This is a genomic window from Pseudomonas sp. AAC, from assembly GCF_000725445.1.
Taxonomy (GTDB): Bacteria; Pseudomonadota; Gammaproteobacteria; order Pseudomonadales; family Pseudomonadaceae; genus Pseudomonas; species Pseudomonas citronellolis.
This window is the reverse complement of record NZ_KL647098.1, coordinates 87,871-108,484: the sequence shown is the minus strand read 5'-3', so window position 1 is coordinate 108,484 and position 20,614 is coordinate 87,871. Positions and strand designations below refer to the sequence as shown.

General features: G+C 65.1%; 21 protein-coding genes. 17 read left to right on the top strand and 4 right to left on the bottom strand.

All coding sequences use genetic code 11. From position 1 onward, the window contains the following. The first annotated feature begins 15 nt into the window (after nt 1-15). On the top strand, nt 16-924 hold the full coding sequence (locus tag FG99_RS18075; RefSeq protein WP_043271704.1) for a universal stress protein: 909 nt from the start codon (nt 16-18) through the stop codon (nt 922-924). Here FG99_RS18075 and FG99_RS18070 read toward each other — a convergent pair. Continuing rightward, nucleotides 921-1,607 (bottom strand): type 1 glutamine amidotransferase domain-containing protein, encoded by a 687-nt coding sequence (locus tag FG99_RS18070; RefSeq protein WP_043271702.1) that lies wholly within the window; start codon nt 1,605-1,607, stop codon nt 921-923. The two genes, FG99_RS18075 and FG99_RS18070, sit on opposite strands and share 4 nt — an antisense overlap. A gap of 178 nt (nt 1,608-1,785) precedes the next feature. Between FG99_RS18070 and FG99_RS18065 the strand changes: the two genes are divergently transcribed. From FG99_RS18065 to FG99_RS18005, 14 genes are all read left to right on the top strand, one after another. Then, nucleotides 1,786-2,103, top strand: coding sequence for a DUF2388 domain-containing protein (locus FG99_RS18065; protein WP_043271701.1), 318 nt, complete (start codon nt 1,786-1,788; stop codon nt 2,101-2,103). A gap of 121 nt (nt 2,104-2,224) precedes the next feature. Then, nucleotides 2,225-2,740 (top strand): sigma-70 family RNA polymerase sigma factor, encoded by a 516-nt coding sequence (locus FG99_RS18060; protein WP_043271699.1) that lies wholly within the window; start codon nt 2,225-2,227, stop codon nt 2,738-2,740. After that, nucleotides 2,737-3,711: a FecR domain-containing protein gene (locus tag FG99_RS18055; protein ID WP_043271697.1), complete on the top strand. Its 975-nt coding sequence runs from the start codon at nt 2,737-2,739 to the stop codon at nt 3,709-3,711. The genes FG99_RS18060 and FG99_RS18055 overlap by 4 nt, the downstream gene beginning before the upstream one ends. A gap of 121 nt (nt 3,712-3,832) precedes the next feature. After that, nucleotides 3,833-6,277: a TonB-dependent siderophore receptor gene (locus tag FG99_RS18050; RefSeq protein WP_043271695.1), complete on the top strand. Its 2,445-nt coding sequence runs from the start codon at nt 3,833-3,835 to the stop codon at nt 6,275-6,277. 617 nt (nt 6,278-6,894) lie between these two features. Further along, nucleotides 6,895-7,353 carry an HvfA family oxazolone/thioamide-modified RiPP metallophore gene (locus tag FG99_RS18045; RefSeq protein ID WP_043271693.1) on the top strand — a complete coding sequence of 153 codons (459 nt, stop codon included), beginning with the start codon at nt 6,895-6,897 and terminating at the stop codon, nt 7,351-7,353. A gap of 61 nt (nt 7,354-7,414) precedes the next feature. Further along, the gene (locus FG99_RS18040) at nt 7,415-8,260 is read left to right on the top strand and encodes an HvfB family MNIO-type RiPP peptide maturase (RefSeq protein WP_043271691.1); all 846 of its coding nucleotides are present in this window, start codon (nt 7,415-7,417) and stop codon (nt 8,258-8,260) included. Next, nucleotides 8,253-9,044, top strand: a complete 792-nt coding sequence (locus FG99_RS18035; protein ID WP_043271689.1) for an HvfC family RiPP maturation protein — start codon at nt 8,253-8,255, stop codon at nt 9,042-9,044. The genes FG99_RS18040 and FG99_RS18035 overlap by 8 nt, the downstream gene beginning before the upstream one ends. Continuing rightward, the gene (locus FG99_RS18030) at nt 9,041-9,466 is read left to right on the top strand and encodes an organic hydroperoxide resistance protein (RefSeq protein ID WP_043271687.1); all 426 of its coding nucleotides are present in this window, start codon (nt 9,041-9,043) and stop codon (nt 9,464-9,466) included. The genes FG99_RS18035 and FG99_RS18030 overlap by 4 nt, the downstream gene beginning before the upstream one ends. Before the next feature lie 293 nt (nt 9,467-9,759). After that, a complete protein-coding gene (locus tag FG99_RS32165) occupies nt 9,760-10,179 on the top strand; it encodes a hypothetical protein (RefSeq protein WP_141766215.1) in 420 nt (139 codons plus the stop codon). A gap of 51 nt (nt 10,180-10,230) precedes the next feature. After that, nucleotides 10,231-11,139 carry a hypothetical protein gene (locus FG99_RS30825; RefSeq protein WP_141766214.1) on the top strand — a complete coding sequence of 303 codons (909 nt, stop codon included), beginning with the start codon at nt 10,231-10,233 and terminating at the stop codon, nt 11,137-11,139. A 178-nt stretch (nt 11,140-11,317) separates the two neighbouring features. Then, entirely contained in the window at nt 11,318-12,019 is a 702-nt protein-coding gene (locus tag FG99_RS18020; RefSeq protein ID WP_051879036.1) for an ABC transporter ATP-binding protein, read from the top strand. A gap of 43 nt (nt 12,020-12,062) precedes the next feature. Then, nucleotides 12,063-13,211, top strand: a complete 1,149-nt coding sequence (locus FG99_RS18015; protein WP_256204869.1) for an ABC transporter permease — start codon at nt 12,063-12,065, stop codon at nt 13,209-13,211. After that, nucleotides 13,204-14,697, top strand: a complete 1,494-nt coding sequence (locus tag FG99_RS18010) for a TolC family protein (RefSeq protein WP_043271683.1) — start codon at nt 13,204-13,206, stop codon at nt 14,695-14,697. The genes FG99_RS18015 and FG99_RS18010 overlap by 8 nt, the downstream gene beginning before the upstream one ends. Nucleotides 14,698-14,908: 211 nt before the next feature. Then, entirely contained in the window at nt 14,909-15,970 is a 1,062-nt protein-coding gene (locus FG99_RS18005; RefSeq protein WP_168187692.1) for an HlyD family secretion protein, read from the top strand. Nucleotides 15,971-16,201: 231 nt separating this feature from the next. Here the strand turns inward: FG99_RS18005 and FG99_RS18000 are convergent, their stop codons facing one another. The 3 genes from FG99_RS18000 to FG99_RS17990 form a co-directional block, all read right to left on the bottom strand. Then, complete coding sequence (locus FG99_RS18000; protein ID WP_043271681.1) at nt 16,202-16,687, bottom strand: HvfX family Cu-binding RiPP maturation protein; 486 nt, start codon at nt 16,685-16,687, stop codon at nt 16,202-16,204. Nucleotides 16,688-16,796: 109 nt separating this feature from the next. After that, nucleotides 16,797-18,089 carry a sensor histidine kinase gene (locus FG99_RS17995; protein ID WP_043272203.1) on the bottom strand — a complete coding sequence of 431 codons (1,293 nt, stop codon included), beginning with the start codon at nt 18,087-18,089 and terminating at the stop codon, nt 16,797-16,799. 5 nt (nt 18,090-18,094) lie between these two features. Next, on the bottom strand, nt 18,095-18,835 hold the full coding sequence (locus FG99_RS17990) for a response regulator (RefSeq protein WP_009622351.1): 741 nt from the start codon (nt 18,833-18,835) through the stop codon (nt 18,095-18,097). 222 nt (nt 18,836-19,057) lie between these two features. Here FG99_RS17990 and FG99_RS17985 point away from each other — a divergent pair, with 222 nt between their 5' ends. Next, a complete protein-coding gene (locus tag FG99_RS17985; protein ID WP_009622349.1) occupies nt 19,058-19,312 on the top strand; it encodes a DUF2790 domain-containing protein in 255 nt (84 codons plus the stop codon). A gap of 61 nt (nt 19,313-19,373) precedes the next feature. Then, nucleotides 19,374-20,579, top strand: a complete 1,206-nt coding sequence (locus FG99_RS17980) for a cytochrome c biogenesis protein DipZ (protein ID WP_043271679.1) — start codon at nt 19,374-19,376, stop codon at nt 20,577-20,579. Nucleotides 20,580-20,614 lie beyond the last annotated feature (35 nt).

Below are 20,614 nucleotides of genomic sequence, written 5' to 3'. Positions count from 1 at the left end.
CCCACGAGGTGCGCTATGAGCCAGCCACGCAAGCTCCTGTTCCTGACCCACCCCGAGCAGCACGATTCCCCCGGCCTGCAGCGCGCGCTCGCCCTGGCATCGGCCTGCAATGCGGCCTTGCACGTGCTCGTCTACGTGGGGCCCTTCGCGACCTTCCTGCTGGACCGCAAGGTCATGGAGCAGGCGCGCGAAAGCCTGGTGCAGGCGCAGCGCAAGGCCTGGGAAGGCGAATGCGCGGCCCTGCGCGGGCGGGGGCTGGAGGTCACGGCCTCGGTAGTGGCGGCGGACAACCTGCGCGAGGAGATGCTCCAGGACATCCGCGAACAACAGCCGGACATGGTGATCAAGGACGTGCGGCACGAATCGGCGCTCAAGCGTTCCTTCGTCACCCCGCTGGACTGGCACCTGCTGCGGGAGTGCCCGGCGCCCCTGCTGCTGGTCAACGACATCCGCCAGCCGATGCCGCGCAAGATAGTTGCCGCGGTGGACCCGTCCGACCCGCAGACCCAGCTCAGCGACATCAACGACAGGATCATCGCGGCCGCCAACGGCCTGGCCCTGCAATGCGACGCGGAGCTGCACCTGCTGTTCGTCTACGACTGCATGCCGGCCTACATGGCCAACGGCGGCGAGGGCGGCGTGGCCTGGGTCGACCTGGTCGAGGAGATGCGCGGCGCGCTGCACAAGCCCTTCGTCGCCTTGGCGGACAAGTACGGCGTGCCCGAGGAGCGCCGCCACTTCCTGATGGGCACGGCGGTGCGCGGCATCGCCAACTTCGTCCAGCAGAACGCCATCGACGTGACCGTGATGGGCCGCATCCACCGCAGGGCCGTGGACAGGCTGATCGGCAGCACCACCGAGCACCTGATCGAGCATGTGCAGGGCAGCGTGCTGGCGCTGCAGCCGGGCGAGCAGGGCGCCTAGCGCAGCAGCTCGGCCACCCGCAGCGCCGTGGCTTTCGCCGACTGCGGGTTCTGGCCGGTCACCAGGCGGCCATCCACCACCACCTTGGGTACGAACGGCAGCAGGGCCTTTTCGTAGCGCGCGCCGCGCCGCTTCATTTGCTCTTCGGCGTTGTAGGGCATCTTCTTCGCCACGCCGGCGAGGATTTCCTCGCGCCAGGAGAAGCCGGTGAGCCTGCGCCCCGCCACCAGCAGGCTGCCGTCCGACAGCGTTGTATTCAGCAGGCCGCAGTAGCCGTGGCAGACCGACGAGACTATGCCCCCGCGTTCGTAGATGGCTCGGGTGAGGCGCTGCAGGCCGGCGTCGTCCGGGAAGTCCCACATCACCGCGTGCCCGCCGGTGAAGTAGATGGCATCGAAGTCCGCCGGGTCGATGTCCTCGGGCTTCGCGGTGTTGGCGAGCAGCGCCCGGTGGGCGTCGTCGGCCAGCCAGGCCTTGGCCGAGGCATCCCGGTTCGGCCATTTGAGCGAGCGCGGCTCTAGCGGCGTGACGCCGCCCTTGGGGCTGACGATCCGCTGCACGTAGCCCTTGGCGGCGAACAGGTCGTAGGCGTGGGTCAGCTCCGACAGCCACAGGCCGGTGGGGTCGGCCGGGTCGGCGTAGTGCGCGACGTTGCTGACGACATGGAGAATGCGCTTGCTCATTTGCCCTTCCTTCCCGGTGGTTGACCTTGCCGGCCTGTATCGGCGGCGCGGGGGAACTCTAAGCTTGAATATAACTTTAAGGTCAAGGGTTCCGGGGATGGGGAATGAAGGGGCTGATCTGGCCACCAGCGCCAGGGCAGGGTAAAAGAGCGGGTTCATTGCCGCAGGATGCCATGCCTTGAAACGCGCAAGCCCATTGCTGATCGCCACGCTCCTGGCCGCCGCCGACCAGGCGGGGGCCATGGACGGGAAAGGCAACTCGTCCGACCACTTCACCGTCGCCACCAGCCTGGGCAGCGCGGCGCTCAGCGAGTCCACCAGCCAGCCGCTGCGGACCTACCGGGCCGCCCGCGACGATGCCCTGGCGTACATCGCCTCCGACGGGCGCATCCATGGCGCGCAGCTGGAGCAGGCGCTGCGCTTCTACCGGCAGGCGCATCCGCAGTCCGACCTGAGCGACATGCAGCTGGCCCGGGCCATCGCCAGCCTGGGGTGAACCCTGCTCGCCGAGAAGTGGGGCCGGCGAGGTCCGCATTGTGGAAATGCACGGCATTGAAATAAAATGAGACGCTTTCTCATTTTCACTCTTTTGGCGTTCCCGCCAAGGATGCCCGCGCATGTTTTCCGCTTCGTCCCACGCTTCGCCGCCCGTCGCGCTGGAGCGCCTGTATGGCGACCACCACGGCTGGCTGTTCGGCTGGCTGCGCCAGCGCCTGGGCAATGCCCCGGACGCGGCGGACATCGCCCATGACACCTACCTGCGCATCCTCAGCTCCGGGCGCACGCCGCCGCTGGCGGACTCGCGGCGCTACCTGGTGCAGGTGGCCAAGGGCCTGGTCATCGACCTGTGGCGCCGCCAGGACGTGGAACGGGCCTACCGCGAGGCCATCGCGCACCTGCCCGAAGCGCAGGTGCCGGCGCCGGAAACCCACTGGCTGATCGTCGAGTCGCTGCTGCGCATCGACGCGATGCTCGACGGCCTGCCGCGCCAGACGCGCGAGGTGTTCCTGCTGGCGCAGTTCCACGAGCTCACCCTGCAGCAGATCGCCGAGCGCACCGGCATGGCGCTGATCACCGTGCGCCGGCACATCCACAAGGCGCTGGTGGCCTGCATGACGGCCTGCGAGCCATGAGCCGCGGGGAGGCCCGCGCCGCGCCGGCAGCCGGGTTGCTGGAGGAGGCCGCCGAGTGGGTCATGACGCTGCGTTTCGACGCCCCCGGCGAGGCGCAGTGGCAGGCCTTCGAGCGCTGGCGCGGGCAGAGCGACGCGCACCGCGAGGCCTGGGCGCGCGCCGAGCGGGTATTCGGCACCTTCGACGCGGTGCCCACGGAGCTGGGCCGCCAGGCGCTGCATGGCGTGGAAGGGCTCAAGGGCCTGAGCCGCCGCCGTGCGCTGCGCCTGCTGAGCGCGCTGCTGATGGCCGCGCCGGCGGGCTGGCTGGTGGCGCGCAGCGCCCCCTGGGACAGCTGGATGGCCGACGCCAGCACCGCCACCGGCGAGCGCAAGGCGCTGACGCTGGCCGATGGCAGCCGGGTGGTGCTCAACACCGTGTCGGCGCTGGATGTCCACTTCGACTCTACGGCGCGCCGCCTGCGCCTGCGCACCGGCGAGGTGCTGGTGACGACCCATGCCGACCCGCTGGCGCCGCGCCGACCGTTCCTGGTCGACGCGCAGCAGGGCGTGGTCGAGGCGCTGGGCACGCGCTTCAGCGTGCGCCAGCTGGGCGAGCAGTGCCAGGTTGCGGTGTTCGAGCACCAGGTGGAGATTCGCCCGCACGCTGGTGCGGCAATGCGCCTTTCCGCCGGCCAGCAGGCCTGGTTCGATGCCCGCGGCGTGCTGCGCAGCGCGCCGGTGGACGACAGCGCCGCGCTCTGGGAGCAGGGTATGCTGGTGGCCCGCGACCAGCCGCTGGCGGAGGTGCTGGCGGAGCTGGCGCGCTATCGCCGCGGCCTGCTGCGCTGCGACCCCGAGGTGGCCGGGCTGCGCGTTTCCGGCGCGCTGTCGGTGGCGGACACGGACCAGGCGCTGAACGCCCTGGAGCTGACGCTGCCGGTGCGGGTGTCGCGCCTGAGCCGCTACTGGGTGACGGTTTCGGCCCGCTAGCAAAAAAATTTCGCGCCCCCCTGAGCACTTTTTCCATCTCGTCCGGGATAGAGGGTGAACACGCCTCATGGGGAGGGGTGGGCAGCCCGCGCGAGGCGCGGCTTGAAGGATGGCAAAGCACATGGCTTCGAAGCACCGACGGCATTCCGGCACTCGTCGATTCACCCACCTGGCCCTGGCGGCGGCGATCCATGGCGTGGCCCTGGGCTGCGCCGGGCTGGCCCTGGCCCCATCCGTGGCCATGGCCGCCGAGGCCGCGCGCGACTATGCCATCGGCGCCGGCGCCCTGAGCGACGTGCTGGCTCGCTTCGCCGCCAGTGCCGGCGTGCAGCTGGTGTTCGACCCGGCCAGGCTCGCCGGGCGCAACAGCCCGGGCCTGAAGGGCCGCTACACGCTCGAGCAGGGCTTCCAGCAACTGCTGCGCGGCAGCGGCCTGCAACTGGTGCAGCGCGGCGCGGGCATCTACGCCCTGCAGGACGCCGGCGCCGCGCTGCAGATGCCGGCCGAAACCGTGGTCGGCAAGGGCGGCGATACCCTGGCCATGTCCGCGACCGTGATCCAGGCGAACGCCAACGGCGCCGGCACCCCCACCGGCTACCAGCAACTGAGCGACAGCAGCACCACGCGCCTGGGCCTGACGCCGCGGGAAACGCCCCAGGGCGTCACCACGCTGTCGCGCCAGCAGCTGGACGACTTCAACATGAACAGTGTGAAGGACGCGCTGCGCAGCGCGCCCTCGGTGACGGTGGAGCAGTACGAGACCGACCGCACCAACTTCACCTCGCGCGGCTTCGACATCAACAACTTCGAGTACGACGGCATCGGCTCGCCGTTCAGCGCCGGCCTGCTCAGCGGCGACCTGGACCTGGCCGAGTACGAGCAGGTGGACATCCTGCACGGCGCCAACGGCCTGATGAGCGGCACCGGCAACCCCTCGGCCACCGTCAACTTCATCCGCAAGCGCCCGACCTACACGCCGCAGGCGCAGGTGAAACTGTCGGTGGGCTCCTGGGGCACCCGCCGCATCGACCTCGACGCCTCCGGCCCGCTGACCGACTCGGGCAAGGTGCGCGGCCGCTTCATCTACGCCAACGAGACCGGCAATTCCTACCTGGACCGCTACTCCCACGAGAAGAACGTGCTCAGCGGCATGCTGGCCTTCGACCTCACCGAGGCGGACACCCTGACGGTCGGCTTCTCCGACAACAAGAGCAATTCCAACGGCAGCAGCTGGGGTGCTCTGCCGCTGACCGACCAGGCCGGCAACCTGATCCACTACAGCCGCCGCGGCGCCAACATCGGCCAGGACTGGACCTACTGGGACGTGCACACCCAGCGCGCCTTCGTCGAGCTGGCCCACGACTTCGGCGGCGGCTGGAAGGGCAAGCTCAACGTCACCGGCGTGGACCAGAGCCAGCAGGCGGACATGTACTACCTGATGGCCAACGACGCCGACACGCCCTGGCTGGCCGACCCCAGCCACAGCCACTCCGGCGAGAAGCAGCTGCTGGGCGAGGCCCAGCTGAGCGGCCCGTTCAGCCTCGGCGGGCGCCAGCACGAGCTGACCCTGGGCGTGGACTACGGCCGTTCGCGGCACAGCGACCGCGGCTACTACAACAACGAAGACGAGTTCATGGACGCCGACCTGGGCCAGACCCTGAGCGGCGCGGTGCCCAGGCCGAGCCTGACCTACACCAACGACACCATCGAAATGGCGCGCTTCACCGACCGGCAGAAGAGCGTCTACGCCGGCACGCGGCTGAACCTCACCGACCAGCTGCACTGGATCCTCGGCGCGCGCATGCTCAGCGTCGACAGCGACGGCACCGACTACGGCAGCGCCCGCGATGTGCGCATCCACGGCGAGGTGACGCCCTACACCGGCGTGGTCTACGACCTCGACGAGCAGTATTCGCTGTACGCCAGCTACACCAAGATCTTCAACCCGCAGTACGTGATGGACGCCCAGGGCAAGGTGCTCGAGCCGCTGGAGGGCAAGAGCTACGAGGCCGGCATCAAGGGCAGCCTGCTCGACGACCAGTTGAGCGTGTCGGCCGCGCTGTTCAAGACCGACCAGCGCAACGTCGCCGAAGCCACCGATCAGAGCCTGCCCGGCGGCGAGACCATCTACAACGGCGAGGACTTCAAGAGCCGCGGCGCGGAGCTGGAAGCCAGCGGCCAGCTGGCCCCCGGCCTGCAACTGCAGGGTGGCTACACCTACGTGCGCATCGAGGACCCGGACGGCCACAAGGCGCGCCAGTACGTGCCCAGCCACAGCCTGCGCAGCAGCCTGACCTACCAGTTGCCCGGCCTGCCCCAGGCCAAGGTCGGCACCCGGGTGAGCTGGCAGAGCGCGATCCAGCTCGACGACGACAGCCGTGTGCGGCAGAACGCTTATGCGCTGGTGGATTTGATGGGGAGCTATGACATCGACAAGCACTGGAGTGCGTCGTTGAACCTGAACAACCTGACCAATCGCAAGTATCTGATGAGCTTGTATAGCGGTGGGTCCGGTTTCTATGGACCGTCGCGCAATGTGACGGCTTCGGTGAGTTACAACTTCTGAGGTTGGGGTTTTGTGGGGGAGGGGGCTTGAACTGGGCCTGACGGTGGCGCGGCCTGGCCCCCGCTCCCTCCGGGAGAGGGCTGGGGTGAGGGGCCCGGCGCCGTCGTAGGATGGCGTTGAGCGAAGCGATACCCATCACCAGCACCGCATGGGTTTCGCAAGCTCAACCCATCCTACGAAAAGCACCTTGGCACGGAGTCGTAGGGCGGATAACCACGAACGGTTATGCCTGAAATAGCCATGCCATTCCCCTGTAGGAGCGCGCCCTGCGCGCGAATCGCGGGCAGGGCCCGCTACAGGTCGACGCCAAACCTCCCCACCCACGCCGAACGGCCCCCTCTCCCTCCGGGAGAGGGCTGGGGTGAGGGGCTCTTGACCCCCACATCGCCAGCCACATACCACGCTCTTCGCTGTATCCCAATGTATCCAACCCGCCCCTCCGCAAGGCACGCATACAAACCCAACCCCCCTCCGATACGCCACCGATACATGGCGCGGGCCAAATGGCCACACCCGGACGCGACACCCGGCGGGCTTCGAAAGCCAGCCCCTCGCGCATCCCGGTCCGACCAAGCCCCAGACCCGCGCCCCAAGCGCCCAGCATCGGAGAACCACCCATGTCCCGTAACCCGATCCAGACCAAGACCCGCATCGGCCTGCTCGCCATCGCCCTGGTGGGCGGCGCCAACCTGGCCACCTCGGCCTTCGCCGTCGAGGCGCTGCCCCAGGGCTACCAGCTCGCCGCCGCCGACAAGGCCGGGGAGGGCAAGTGTGGCGAAGGCAAGTGCGGCGCCAGCAAGGCCAAGGTCACCCAGGCCGAAGGCAAGTGCGGGGAGGGCAAGTGCGGCGACGCTTCCTTCACGCGCACCGACAGCGACCACGACGGCAAGGTCTCGCGCGACGAGTTCCTGGCCGTGGCCAGGGACCGCGCCGGCGACTTCGACGGGATCGACGCCGACCACGACGGCTTCATCTCCGAAGCCGAGGCCTACCAGCACCTGAAGAACGTCTTCGAATCCAACGGCAAGCCAATGCCGGCCGGGCTGTTCGCCAGGTTCCAGGGCGACCGCCACTAAGCCGGACGCGCCACCCAGCCCTCCCTGCCGGGAGGGCACTCCTCCTCCGCGGAGCCTTGCCATGAATGCCCATTCCCTACCGCGCGGTGCCGGCCTCGGCCTGCGTCGCGCGCTGCTGCCCGAGCTGCTGGCGATGCCTACCGCAGCCGTGGACTTCCTCGAATGCGCGCCGGACAACTGGATCGGCGTCGGCGGTGCCTACGGCGACGGCCTGGCGCAGCTGGCCGAACGCTTCCCGCTGGCCTGCCACGGCCTGTCGCTGTCCCTCGGCGGCCCCGGGCCGCTGGACCTGGAGCTGCTGCGGCGCACCCGGCAATTCCTCGACCGCCACCGCGTCGGCCTGTTCAGCGAACACCTGAGCTATTGCTCCGACGACGGCCAGCTCTACGACCTGCTGCCGCTGCCCTTCACCGACGAGGCGGTGCATCACGTCGCCGCGCGCATCCGCCAGGCTCAGGACGTGCTGGGGCGGCGCATCGCGGTGGAGAACATTTCCTACTACGCCGCGCCCTACCAGGCGCTGAGCGAGATCGAGTTCCTGCGGGCCGTGCTGGCGGAAGCCGACTGCGACCTGCTGCTGGACGTCAACAACCTGGTGGTCAACGCCTGCAACCACGGCTACGACGCCGCCGCCTTCCTTGCCCAGGTGCCCGCCGAGCGGGTGGCCTGCATTCACGTGGCGGGGCACTACGACGAGGCGCCGGACCTGAAGATCGACACCCACGGCGCCAGCGTGCAACAGCCGGTGTGGAGCCTGCTGGCGCAGGCCTATGCCCACTGCGGCCTGGTGCCGACGCTGCTGGAGCGCGACTTCAACCTCCCGCCGCTGGCCGAGCTGCTGACGGAAGTGGAGCACATCCGCACCCTGCAAGGCGCCGCCGCACCGCGGGAGGTGCGCCATGGCTGACACCCTGCGCGAGCAGCAGCTGCAACTGGCCCGGCACATCCGCGACCCGCAGCGCAACGCGCCGCCGCCGGGCATCGAAGCACGGCGCCTGGCCGTGTACCGCCAGCTGTTCCTGGGCAACGTGCAGTCGCTGCTGGCCGGCAGCTTCCCGGTGCTGCGCGCCAGCCTGGCCGAGGCCCAGTGGCAGGCGCTGACGGAGGCCTTCTATGCCGACTACCGCTGCCAGACGCCGCTGTTCGTCGAGTTGGCCGGCGAGTTTGTCGCCTTCCTCGAACAGGGCGGGGCGGACGCGCCCGCCTGGGCCGCCGAGCTGGCGCACTACGAATGGGTGGAGACGGCCCTGTTGCTCAGCGACAGCCAGGAGCCGGCCCACGATCCGCAGGGCGACCTGCTGCACGGCGTGCCGCTGCTGTCGTCCCTGGCCTGGCCGCTGGCCTACGCCTGGCCGGTGAGCGAACTGGGCCCCGGCCACCTGCCCGAGCAGCCGCCGGAGCAGCCGACCCTGCTGCTGGCCCGCCGCGGCGACGACCGGCAGGTGCATTTCGCCCGCCTGGCGCCGCTGGCCCATGCGCTGCTGGAGTCCGTGCGCGACCGCCAACTGAGCGGCCGCGAGCACCTGCTGGCGCTGGCCGAGGCCATCGGCGCCGACCCCGAACCCATCCTGCAGCAGGGCCTGGCCCTGCTGCGCAACCTTCACGCACAAGGCGTGGTGCTCGGCACGCGCAACCTGTGCGCCACCCACCGCCGACAGCCTTCCCCAGCCCCCAAGGAGACACCGCGATGACCGACATCCTGGACAGCATCCTCTACACCGCCCACACCCGCACCACCGGAGGCCGAGACGGCCGCGGCAGCTCCAGCGACGGCGAGCTGGACGTGCGCCTGAGCCCACCCGGCTCTGGCCGCCCCGGCAGCAACCCCGAGCAACTGTTCGGCGTGGGCTGGTCCGCCTGCTTCATAGGCGCCCTGCGCCGCGCCGGGCAGAAACTGGAGATTCGCCTGCCGGCCGACGTGGCGGTGGCCGCCGACGTGACCCTGGGCACCACCGACAACGGCAGCGGCTTCGCCCTGGCGGCCAGGCTGACGGTGGAACTGCCGGGGCTGGCCGCCGGGGACAAGGCGAAGCTGGTGGAGACGGCACACCGGATCTGCCCGTATTCCCGGGCTACCCGGGGGAATATCGAGGTGACTTTCGAGGTTCCGTGATACTGAGGAGCAACTGTAAAAGCCCGCGTACCTGAACGGTCTGCGGGCTTTTTGTTGGCCTCGATCTTCGATTGAACATTACTTGTCCTTGTCTTTTTTCTGACAGATTAATATTTCAGGGTAGGTTTTTTCTTGTTTGAATTTGGCGAAATTCCTGGCCTTTCCTGGCGTAAAGAATTCCAGTTTGCGGACGCTATATTTTCCAGATCTTGAAGGAGAGAAATTCTTCAGGGTTTAGGACTCGGCACTCCAATGTCGGGTCAAGAAATTCTGGAAATAAGGATTTTCTGTTTATGGAAATGAAAGCGATATATAAGGGGCTCCTTTGTGGGCTGGTTTTGGCTAGTTTTTCTTTGAGCTCGATGTCTGCTTCTGCAGAAGTCATCGTCACCCTTCATAACAACACTCCCAAGGAAATACGCAAGGTATCTGGCTCCTATGAGCTTCCCAGTACTCTGGGGCCGGGAAAGCGAGTAGTGGTCAAGGTGCCGGCATCATTCACCAGTAGTGATGTGCAGGCGACCTATGCGAGTGGACAGTCGAATGGTGGCTGCAAGTTCAGGGCTGGGCACAAAGAAAATTCAACTGGCCCGGTCTACTCGAGTAGCAGTTCAGGTTATGGTCAGGTCTCTAATGGTGCATGTTTTATTTATGTAACCAAGAAGTGGACCAAGCCATACAATTATGAAGTTCTCTTCATGATGTCGCAGTAATGGTCACGCATGGAGTCTTCATGAGGGAGGCTCCATGCGCAGGGAGGATGTATGTTCGATATTACTCGGGCGGAATATATCTTGGGAGCAAGAGAGATTCAGCCTGGAAATCTGAGAAAAATCATCAATGGTCCGATTTACGACAATTTGACCAATGCTCAAGAGCGTGTCCGAAAAAATGATAGTGGAGTCTCTGTAACCTTATCGGACAGGGGCCGGCTTATTGCCTCGGCGCTACAGCTTCAGAACCGAGGTGGTACAACAGCGGCTGCGGGGTTCGATGATTTTCTGGAGAGCATGCATCGGGAAATCCTCGCGGACGGCGAGCAGGCCGCCGTGCTGTCGGAGTTGCCAGAAAGTGGCGATACGCTTCGCACCAGCGTGGCCAAACAGGCAGCTAATTATATTTTGACCTCTCTGTACGGAAAGAAAAGCGTATACGAAGATGTTTCATCGGAGAGCCCCTTTGTCGGATTGGACAGAAAATCTTTGTCGAAAATAGCATTCGATGATTCTGGTTCATTCACTTCGATCGAGCGGTTCGTGGCATTCCTGGATATGACGAGTCGTGATGTTGAATTTCAGAACAGAGCTTTCGATTTGCAATCATCCATGCAGAGCAAGAAGCCTGGGGGGCCATGGCATCAGGTGTTGAGCATGAAGGCACATGCGGAAATGGCATCGCAAATGAGTGAGGCGGAAAAAGCCTGGCGTAACTGGGGGAGTCCGGAAGATATGCGCGTTCTGGCGGAGCAATTGGCGAGTCAGAGCAAGATTGAGGTCCCTGATCTACCGAGTTACTCGGATGTGGGTGGAGATGATGAGTTACTTTTTATCGCCGCAGTGAAGGATCGTGATGTTTTGGGTTGGCTGGGTTTACAGCCCGACAGGTCGAATTCGGACAGCGTCCAGGAGTCACTCGTCTACTTTATTCCACGCAAAGGGCTGTCGCGAGAATAAGTGTTTTGCATTGGTGGCGATGTGCCGTCCTCCGGTAAGTTGTATAGATGCTGGGCAGTGCATGGCTTTGGAGTGCTTTTATTCTTGCGTGATTGATTATTGTTGTAGACCTTTCAGTAGAGGGCCTGCGCATATCGCCATGAGTCTTCGGTGGCCGGAATTTCTGAAGGATTGATTTTTGATAGAGCTCGATAGAGTGTGCCAGAGCTATTATCGGAACGGTATACAGCAGCAGATATTGCAGGAGGTCTCTTTATCCGTCGCTCGAGGGGAAAGCTGTGCCATCGTTGGTTCCTCGGGGTCGGGCAAGAGCACGTTGCTCAATATTCTCGGTCTGCTGGATCGGCCCCTATCCGGGCGCTTTCTGCTTGACGGTGTCGATATCTCCCATTCCACCGCCGATGCGTGCGCTGATCTTCGCAATCGGCTAATCGGGTTTGTTTTCCAGGGATTCAATCTGCTGCCTCGTCTTAGCGTATTGGACAATGTTGCACTACCGCTGTTGTATCGCGGCTGTCCCCGTGTCGAAGCCCGGCAGCGTGCCATTTGCCAACTCGAGCGGATTGGGTTGGCCGAGCGTTTCGCGTACCGGCCCACGGAGCTTTCCGGTGGCCAGTGCCAGCGCGTCGCCATTGCTCGCGCGTTGGTGGGCGAACCTGCGCTGATCCTCGCTGATGAACCAACTGGCAACCTCGATAATACAACCGCTCAGGACATCATGGACTTGCTGCTGCAACTCAACGAATGCGATGGCGTTACCTTGGTCATGGTGACCCATGACAAGGGGCTAGCAAGCCAACTCGGTCGCCAATTGCTGGTGCGAGATGGCCGCGTCGTGGAGCTGGAGCTCTGCAGACAAGGGGCTACTTCCAATGCCTGACGGAAAGGGTACGTGTCGACCAGGCCTTTCTTTCCGTGGCGTGGTGTTCGAGTCGCTCGATAGCCTGCGCCAATCAGGGCTTCGTTCGTTGTTTGCGCTGCTGGGCATCGCAGTCGGTTGTGCGGCAGTCACCGCCCTGCTCAACATCGGTCATAGCGCAGCTAACGAGGCTACCGACACATTCAAGAGATTGGGCACGAACACTCTGGTGGTCAGCTTTTCACCACTGTCGGGCTCTGTAGGCCCCAGTGCCGTCGCACCGGACTGGAAAGCACTTACCGTGGAACTAACCGAGATCGAGTACGTTGCACCTGTTGTCATGCATTCTGCACGCATTCGCCATGCCGGACGGGACACTGATGTCAGTATTGTCGGTACCACGCAGGACCTCGCTCCGGTTATGGGTTTGCGGGCGGATAGGGGGCGCTTGCTCTCCGACTTCGATCGTTGCAGCACTTATGTCGTCGTTGGCGCTGGAGTCGCGCGTGGCTTGGCCCTGGAGCTTGGCAGTCGATTACAGGTCGCAGGCTACCTGTTGGAGGTTATCGGCATTCTTGCGAACCAACCGTTCAACCCATTGCTGCCCGTTGACGTGGACGAATCGGTTTTCTTGCCGATTGAAGGCATTCGCCGGATGCGTCCGGCTCCCGGAATTGGCAATGTCATTGTTCAGGCGCACGACACTGCTGATCTTGCCCAGACCGCCAGCACTTTGAAGCGCTATCTGGATCACGCTTCCCGAGGGTATCAGGTCGACGTGCAGGTTCCACGACAGCTGCTCGAGGCCCTTAGCCGCCAGGCCAATACGTTCGCTTATCTGCTGGCGGGAGTGGGAGGCATTGCGCTGCTCGTAGGCGGCGTAGGCGTAATGAATGTCATGCTGATGGGCGTGCGTGAGCGACGTCGGGAGATTGGCGTACGCATGGCGCTTGGGGCCCGTGCCAGTGACATTCGCAACTTGTTTCTCGCCGAGGCGGCTGGCCTTTGTCTCTCTGGATCTACCCTGGGTGCCATCGGTGGATTGCTCTTCGCCTACGCTTTCGTCTGTTTCTCTGGCTGGACCTTCAGATTGTCCCCCGTGTCCCTTCCTCTGGGTATATCCAGTTCTCTGGCGATAGGCTTGTTCTTCGGCTGGTACCCTGCCTTGCTTGCCGCCCGTCTGCGCCCCGTACAGGCTCTACGCGATGACTGACACTCGTCGCACCTGCGCTCCAGCGCTGGCGCTTTGCGTTGCCTTGTCGTTATCGACATCGATTCAGGCCACCACGCTCCTCAACCCTTCCCGAGCCAGCATGTCTCTGCGCAGCGAGACGGTATCTCTGTTGGAACAGCGTGTCGAGTTGACCCTGAGCGATGTTGTCTATCTCGGCTTGCGCAACAATCGTTCGATCCGCAGCGCCTATCTCGAGCGTATCGCGCAGAGGTTCGAACTGCGAGTGGAGGCGGACCGCTTCAACCCAAGGCTGGTACTCACCAGCCGTCACTTGGCCAACCGTAACCATGCGGATCGCTACCGTCAGACCGAGATCTTCCCGCAAACCAGTGTGCTGACCGAGTACGGCACCCGCTTCAGCCTCGCCTGGCGCAACCAACTGACCCTGGCTGACCAAGCTGGACGTACTGCAAACGACGGCGCCGACTTCAGTTTCATTCAGCCTCTGTTGCGCGGGGCTGGCCGCGACATAGTCGGTGCACCGCTACGTATGGCCAGACTTGGTGAACAACTCAACAAGCTGAACTTGAAAGCCACGGTTTCGGACACCGTTACCCAGATGATCATGGCCTATCGGGAGATTCTCCGGGCTCAGGAGCAATTGGAGATTGCCAAGGATGCGCTGGAACGTTCACGCCAATTGATGGACTCCAACAGAGCGTTGATTGCAGCAGGTCGTATGGCAGAGTTCGAGATCGTGCAGGCTGAAGCGGATGCGGCTACCCAGGAGTTGGCAGTAGAAGACGTGGCCAACCAACTGGAGACTAACCGGCTGGAACTGCTGCGTTTGCTTGCCCTGGATCTGAACCTGCAGATCCGAGCCGTCGATACGCTCGATGCGCAACCTGTCACCATCGGCCTGGCTGAGGCTCTTGTCATCGCCCAGCGACAACAGCCTGCCTACCTTTCCCAATTGATTGCCAGTGAGCAGGCAGCTATTCAATTGAACGTCTCTCGCAACCAGCGTTTGTGGGATCTCTCGCTGGTTGGTGGCGCGACGCAGGTTCGCGATCACTATCCGACACCCCATGGCCGTGCTATCGACCGGACTTGGGAAGGCTATGCAGGCATCCAGATCGAGATTCCTATCGGCGATCTGTCGCGACGCCAAGCGGAAGTACGCGCGCAAGTGGCCGTCGAGAACCAGGCTATCCGTTTGACCGAGGCTCGTCAGATGCTCGAGCGTGATGTCGGGGATGCCGTGCGCAACCTTGGTACACGTTGGCGCCAGTACGAGATTGCGCAGCGGGCTCGCGATCTTTCGCGGCGCAAGCTGGATATCGAACGCGAAAAGTTCCAGGCCGGGCGTTCCAGCAATTTCCAGGTACTGAGCTTCGAGGCCGACTTGCGTAGCGCCGAGAGTGCCAGCCTGAATGCACTGATCGCGTACCTCAACACTCAGACCACCCTGGATCAGATGCTGGGCACTACATTGGAGAGCTGGGACATTGCCCTCAACGATTGAGCATTTCGCGACATCCCCGGCAACGCGTTGGTCATGGGTTGCCGCCAGCCTGTGTGTGCTGATCCTTGTTGGCTGCCTGACCTTCATATTCGCTCGTCCAGGAGCGTATTCGACCAACTCGGATAGCTTACGCTGGGTCCAGGTACAACCCCGGCTCCTGGAAAACCGTCTGGGTTTGATCGGGCGCATTGAGGCGTCAACTCGACAGACCATGGTCGCCCCGTTCGACGGTATTGTTCAGCATCTGGCTGTCAGGGAGGGGCAGAGTGTAGAGCGGGGTCAACTGCTGCTGCGTCTGGACACCGTACAACTGGACATCCAGTTGCGCCGAGCCTTGGCCGAACTGCTCAAAGCCAAGCGTGACGCACAGGACCTGCAGGGCTGGGAAAGCAGCGATGAGGTTGCACGTGCGCGTCGGGCGGTTACCAACGCAGAGTTGAGCCTCAACGATACGGTTTCCAGATTGTCCGATACCCGACGATTGTTCGAGCGGGGCATTGTCCCACGCATGGAAGTCGACGCATTGGAGCAGCAGCTGCGACTTCAACAAGTCGATTTGGCTGCCTCGCAGTCGGAGCTGCGCACTGTCAGGAGCAAAGGCCGAGGGGAGTCACTTCAAATGGTGGAAATGGAGCTGGTCAATGCCCAGGCTCACTATGACGGACTCTTGGCCCTGCGGGCTCAAGGCAATTTGCACGCGCCTTTTGCTGGCATCGCCATGTTGCCACAACGCGCTGACGAGACCGGTAGAGTGCCATCCCTCCAGGTGGGGCAGCGCGTCACCCAGGGCATGCCGTTACTTGAGCTTGTCACACTCGAAAACCTCAATGCCGTCGGGCGCATAGATGAGTCGGACCTGCATCTTCTGCAGGAAGAGATGCCTGTAGAGGTTACCGGAGACGGGTTCAGTGGGCTCATGCTACAGGGGCGTGTTCTGGCTATCGGTGCTCAGGCCCTTGTGTCGGAGGTTTACGGTGGCGGAAGCAGTTATGAGGTCGTGGTCGGTATTGACCCGCTTTCTCCCGACTTGCAGCAACGTATGCGCCTGGGAATGAGCACCAGGCTTACCGTCGTGACTTATCGTGCAGAGAATGGTCTGGCTGTTCCGGTTGATGCGGTGCGTTATGGCGAGGATGGCGATTGCTTCGTCATCTACCGTCGCGAACTGGACGAGCCTTCCCAGAGAGTCGCGGTTGTTGCCGGTCGTGCCGTTCCGCATGGTGTGGAAGTATTTGGGCTGATGTCAGGGTATGTTGAACTTCCTCCACCTTGAGGGTGCATCTTTCTTCTTTCGGAGCACTCACAACAATCGCAAGAAAACAGTGGAGCCAAGCAAGTCGTCGGTGCTCGCCTGGGCAGATCGATGTGAAATGGCAGCCTCTGGTCACTCCCTCATTCCAACCCATTGCGGCCAGGCTTCCCAAGCCTGACCGTTGAATGGTCAGGCTCTTGAAACCCTGGCTGGATACGGCGTAGGGGCTGAGGCAGTAAGGCGGATGTAGGATCAGCCACGCCGCCCCAACCACGCATCCAGGCTCAACCGCCCGGCCCCCTTGAGCAGCAACGGCACCAGCGCCACCAGGTAGATCAACGGCAGCTTGTAGTTGCCATAGCCGTTATCGCTGATCGAATACCCCATGGCCAGTTCGCCCAGGCTGGACCAGTGCGCCGGCCAGTGCACGGCGGCGATGGCTACCAGCGTCAGCACCATCAGCACCGCCGAGGCGAAGCGGGTGCCCAGGCCCAGCAGCAGGAGCGCCGGGGCTATCAGTTCGGCCCACAGGGAGATTTGCCAGTCCAGGCTCGCCGGCAGGCGGTCGAAGGGAAAGGGGAAGGCGTCGTGGATCTGCGCGAACCAGTTTTCGCCGTTCCACTTCTCCAGGCCGGATTCGAGGAATTCCCAGGCCAGGAACAGCCGCAGGGGGATGTCGGCGCCCCAGGCGCCGAGGCGGTCGAGGGGGCGCAGGGTGGTGGCGAGGGTGCTTTGCATGGCGGTGTCTCCTTGGACCGGGGAGTCGGCGGGTGGAGCCATGCTGGCAAGGCGGCTTGTCCCGGATGTGTCCCGCCGGGGGCCGCCTTGTATCGGCTTGTACGCTCGCTCAGGCCGGGAGCGGCAGTTCCAGTTGCGCGCACAGGCCGCCGCCGTCGCGGTTGGCCAGGGTCAGGCGGCCGCCCAGGGCCTGGCTCAGCTGGTGGGCGATGGCCAGGCCCAGGCCGGTGCCGCCGGTGCTGCGGTTGCGCGAGCTTTCCACGCGGTAGAAGGGCTTGAGGACTTCTTCCAGTTCTTCCTCGGCGATGCCCGGGCCGCGGTCGAGTACGCGGATACACAGCTTGCCGTCCTCGCGGCCCACCTCCAGTTGCGCGGCGCCGGAGAATTTCACGGCGTTGTCCAGCAGGTTGCCCAGCACCCGGCGCAGGGCATGGGGGCGGGTTTCCAGGGGCACGCCGGCGCGGCCTTGCAGGCTGACCTGCTGGCCGGCGTCCTGGTAGTCGAGCACCAGGCTGTCGAGGAAGGCGTCGAGGTCGACGCGGCGTTGCGCCTCGCTGGCGCCGTCCATGCTGCGGGCGTAGGCCACGCCTTCGCGGACCAGGTGCTGCATTTCTTCCAGGTCGCTCCACAGGCGTTCGCTTTCCGGCGATGGGTCCATCTGTTCGACGCGCAGTTTCATGCGCGTGATGGGAGTTTGCAGGTCGTGGGAGATGGCCGCCAGCAACTGCATGCGCTCCTTCAGGTAGTCGCCGATGCGGCCTTGCAGGGCGTTGAAGGCGCGGGCGGCGTAGGCCACTTCGTTGGGGCCGTTCTCGTCCAGCGGCGCGGCCGGGGTGTCCGGGTCAAGGTGGTCGACGGCCTGGGCCAGGCGCGTCAGCGGGCGGATCGCGGTGCGCACCGCCAGCCAGGTGCAGATCAGCAGCACGGCCAGCTGCAGCATCAGCACCACCGGCAGCCAGCGCGCCACCGCCGCCACCCCGCGCGGGGTGACGTCTATGGTCAGCGGGCTGCCGTCGGCCAGGCGCAGGTGCGCCTGGAAGTGCGCGGCCGGGCCTGGGATGCTCTCGAAGCGCAGGGCGTAGCGCGAGCCGATGGCGCTCTCGATGCTGGTCGCGGCCATGGGCGCCCGGGCCATGTCCATGGCCTGGCCCGGTTCGCCTTCGTCCAGGCGGTAGCGGTAGTTGGGGCGGTCGACCATGGGCAGCCACTGCTCGCGCTCGTTCGCCGGCAGGCGGTCGAGCAGGGCCACGGCGGTGCTCACGTCGCTTTCCAGGTTGCCGAGCATCATGCTCCGCGCGCTGACGTAGCGTTCGTAGAACTGCGAGCTGAAGGACAGGCCGTAGGCCAGCACCAGTCCGGTGAGGAAGATCAGCGCCAGGCGCGCTGCCAGGGTGCGGGGCATGGCGGTCACTCGGCGGGTTCGATGAGCTGCACCGGCAGCGAGAAGACGTAGCCTTCGTTGCGCACCGTCTTGATGCAGTCCGGCTCGCGGGCGTCGTCGCGCAGGCGCTGGCGCAGGCGGCTGACCAGCAGGTCGATGGAGCGGTCGAAGACGTCCGCCTCGCGGCCCTGGGTCAGGTTCAGCAGTTGCTCGCGGCTGAGCACCCGCTGCGGGTGGTCGAGGAACACCCGCAGCAGGCGGTACTCGGCGCCGCTCAGGGCGACCAGGGTGCCTTCGGCATCCAGCAGGTGGCGCGCGCTGGTGTCCAGGCGCCAGGGGCCGAAGCCGATCAGCCGGCTGCTCTCGGTGATCGACAGGTTCGGCGGCAGCATGCGCGTGCGCCGCAGCACGGCGTTGATCCGCGCCAGCAGCTCGCGGGCGGAGAAGGGCTTGGTCAGGTAGTCGTCGGCGCCCATTTCCAGGCCGATGATGCGGTCGGTTTCGTCGTTGCGCGCGGTGAGCATCAGCACCGGGGTGGCCTTGTGCTTGCCCACGCGCAGCTCGCGGCACAGCTTCAGGCCGTCGTCGCCGGGCATCATGATGTCCAGCACTATCAGGTCCACCGCGTTGGCTTCGAGGAAGGCGCGCATCTGCCGGCCGTCCGCGGCCAGGCTGACGCGCAGGCCGCTCTTCTTCAGGTAGTTGCCGACCAGCTCGCGGATCTCGCGGTCGTCGTCGACGATCAGGACGTGATCGACATGTTCCATGGTGGTTCCCCAATCGGTGCGTTCGTTGGGGCAAGTGTATAGAGCAAGGCGGTGCATTCCCGCCAGGGTTTGTATACCAGTGTATCTATTCGCCGCGCCGATACCTGGGGCGGCATTCGCGGGCGGCGGCGGACACAGGCGGGATACCCGCGGCGGGTGAAATGGGCACCAAGCGGAAGGCACAAGGCCTCCGCGCCACGAACCCACACTGAGGACACCGCCATGAAAACCCTGACTCTTGCCGCCGCCCTGTTCGCCTTCGCCGCGCCCCTGGCCAGCTTCGCCGCCAGCGCCCCCGCGCCGGTGGAGCAATACCACTACGGCCAGCAGCTGGACGTGAAGAAGGTCCTGGCCCTGCACGAAGACCCCGGCAGCTGCCAGGTGGTGCAGGCGCGCATGGACTACCTGGACTCCAACGGCCAGCCCCACAGCCTGGCCTACCAGAAGTTCTCCAGCGACTGCAACGAAGGCGGTTGATGCACGCCGCCCCGGCCAGGGATGGCCCTGCCGCTCCAGCCCCCTTCAAAAGGAGATTCCCATGCTGATCATCGCCTTTCTCGGCGGGGTGCTGACCCTGCTCAGCCCCTGCATCCTTCCCGTATTGCCGTTGTTGCTGCAGCGCGCCGGCGGGCCGGCCTGGTCGCCGCTGCTGACCCTGGCGGGCCTGGCCAGCGGTTTCGCCGTGCTGGCCAGCCTGGCGGCGGTTTCCAGCGCCTGGGTGGTGGAGGCCAGCGAGGTCGGCCGCTACCTGGCCCTGGGGCTGCTCGGGCTGTCCGCCCTGGCGCTGCTGTCGCCACGCTTCGGCACCTGGATTTCGCGGCCCTGGGCCTGGCTCGGCGACCGCCTGCACGGCCAGGCCCGTGGCCTGCCGCCGGCGCTGTCCGCCTGGCTGCTGGGCTTCGCCGCCGGCCTGCTGTGGGCGCCCTGCGCCGGGCCCATTCTCGGGCTGATCCTCTCCGGGGCCATGCTCCAGGGGCCCAATGCGTCCACCAGCCTGCTGCTGTTCGCCTACGGGCTGGGCAGCGCCGTCGCCCTGGGCGCCGCGCTGTTCCTCGGTCGCGGCCTGTACCAGCGCCTGCGCCCGTCGCTGGGTGCGCTGGAGTGGCTGCGTCGCGGGGCAGGGGCCCTGGCCCTGCTGGCGGTGGTGGTCATCGGCAGCGGCGCCAGCGCGCAGCTGGTGGGTTCCGGCGCCTCGCGCACCCTGGCCGTGCTGGAGCACAAAGTTCTGGATGGTGTGCCCAAGCTGCTCGACAAACTGATGCCCAGTGCCAGCGCCGCCGACCTGGCCGACCTGGGCGCCATGCCCAGCCTGGACGGCGCCGTGCAGTGGCTCAACAGCGCGCCGCTGACCAGCGAAGCGTTGCGCGGCAAGGTGGTGCTGGTGGACTTCTGGACCTACGACTGCATCAACTGCCAGCACACCCTGCCGTATGTCAACCAGTGGGCGAAGCGGTATGCCGACCAGGGCCTGGTGGTGATCGGCGTGCACACCCCGGAGTATCCCTACGAACGCATCCCAGCGAACGTGGCGAAGGCCGTGGCGCGCAACGACATCCACTACCCGGTGGCGCTGGACAACCAGTACCGCATCTGGAACGCCTTCGCCAACCAGTACTGGCCGGCGCACTACTTCATCGATGCCAAGGGCCACGTGCGCTACCAGCACGTGGGCGAAGGCGATTACCAGGGGCAGGAGGCGATCATCCGCCAACTCCTCAAGGAGCGCGGGCAGCCGGCGGGCTGAACAGCGGCGGGGCGGTCATGGGGCCGCCCCGCGCT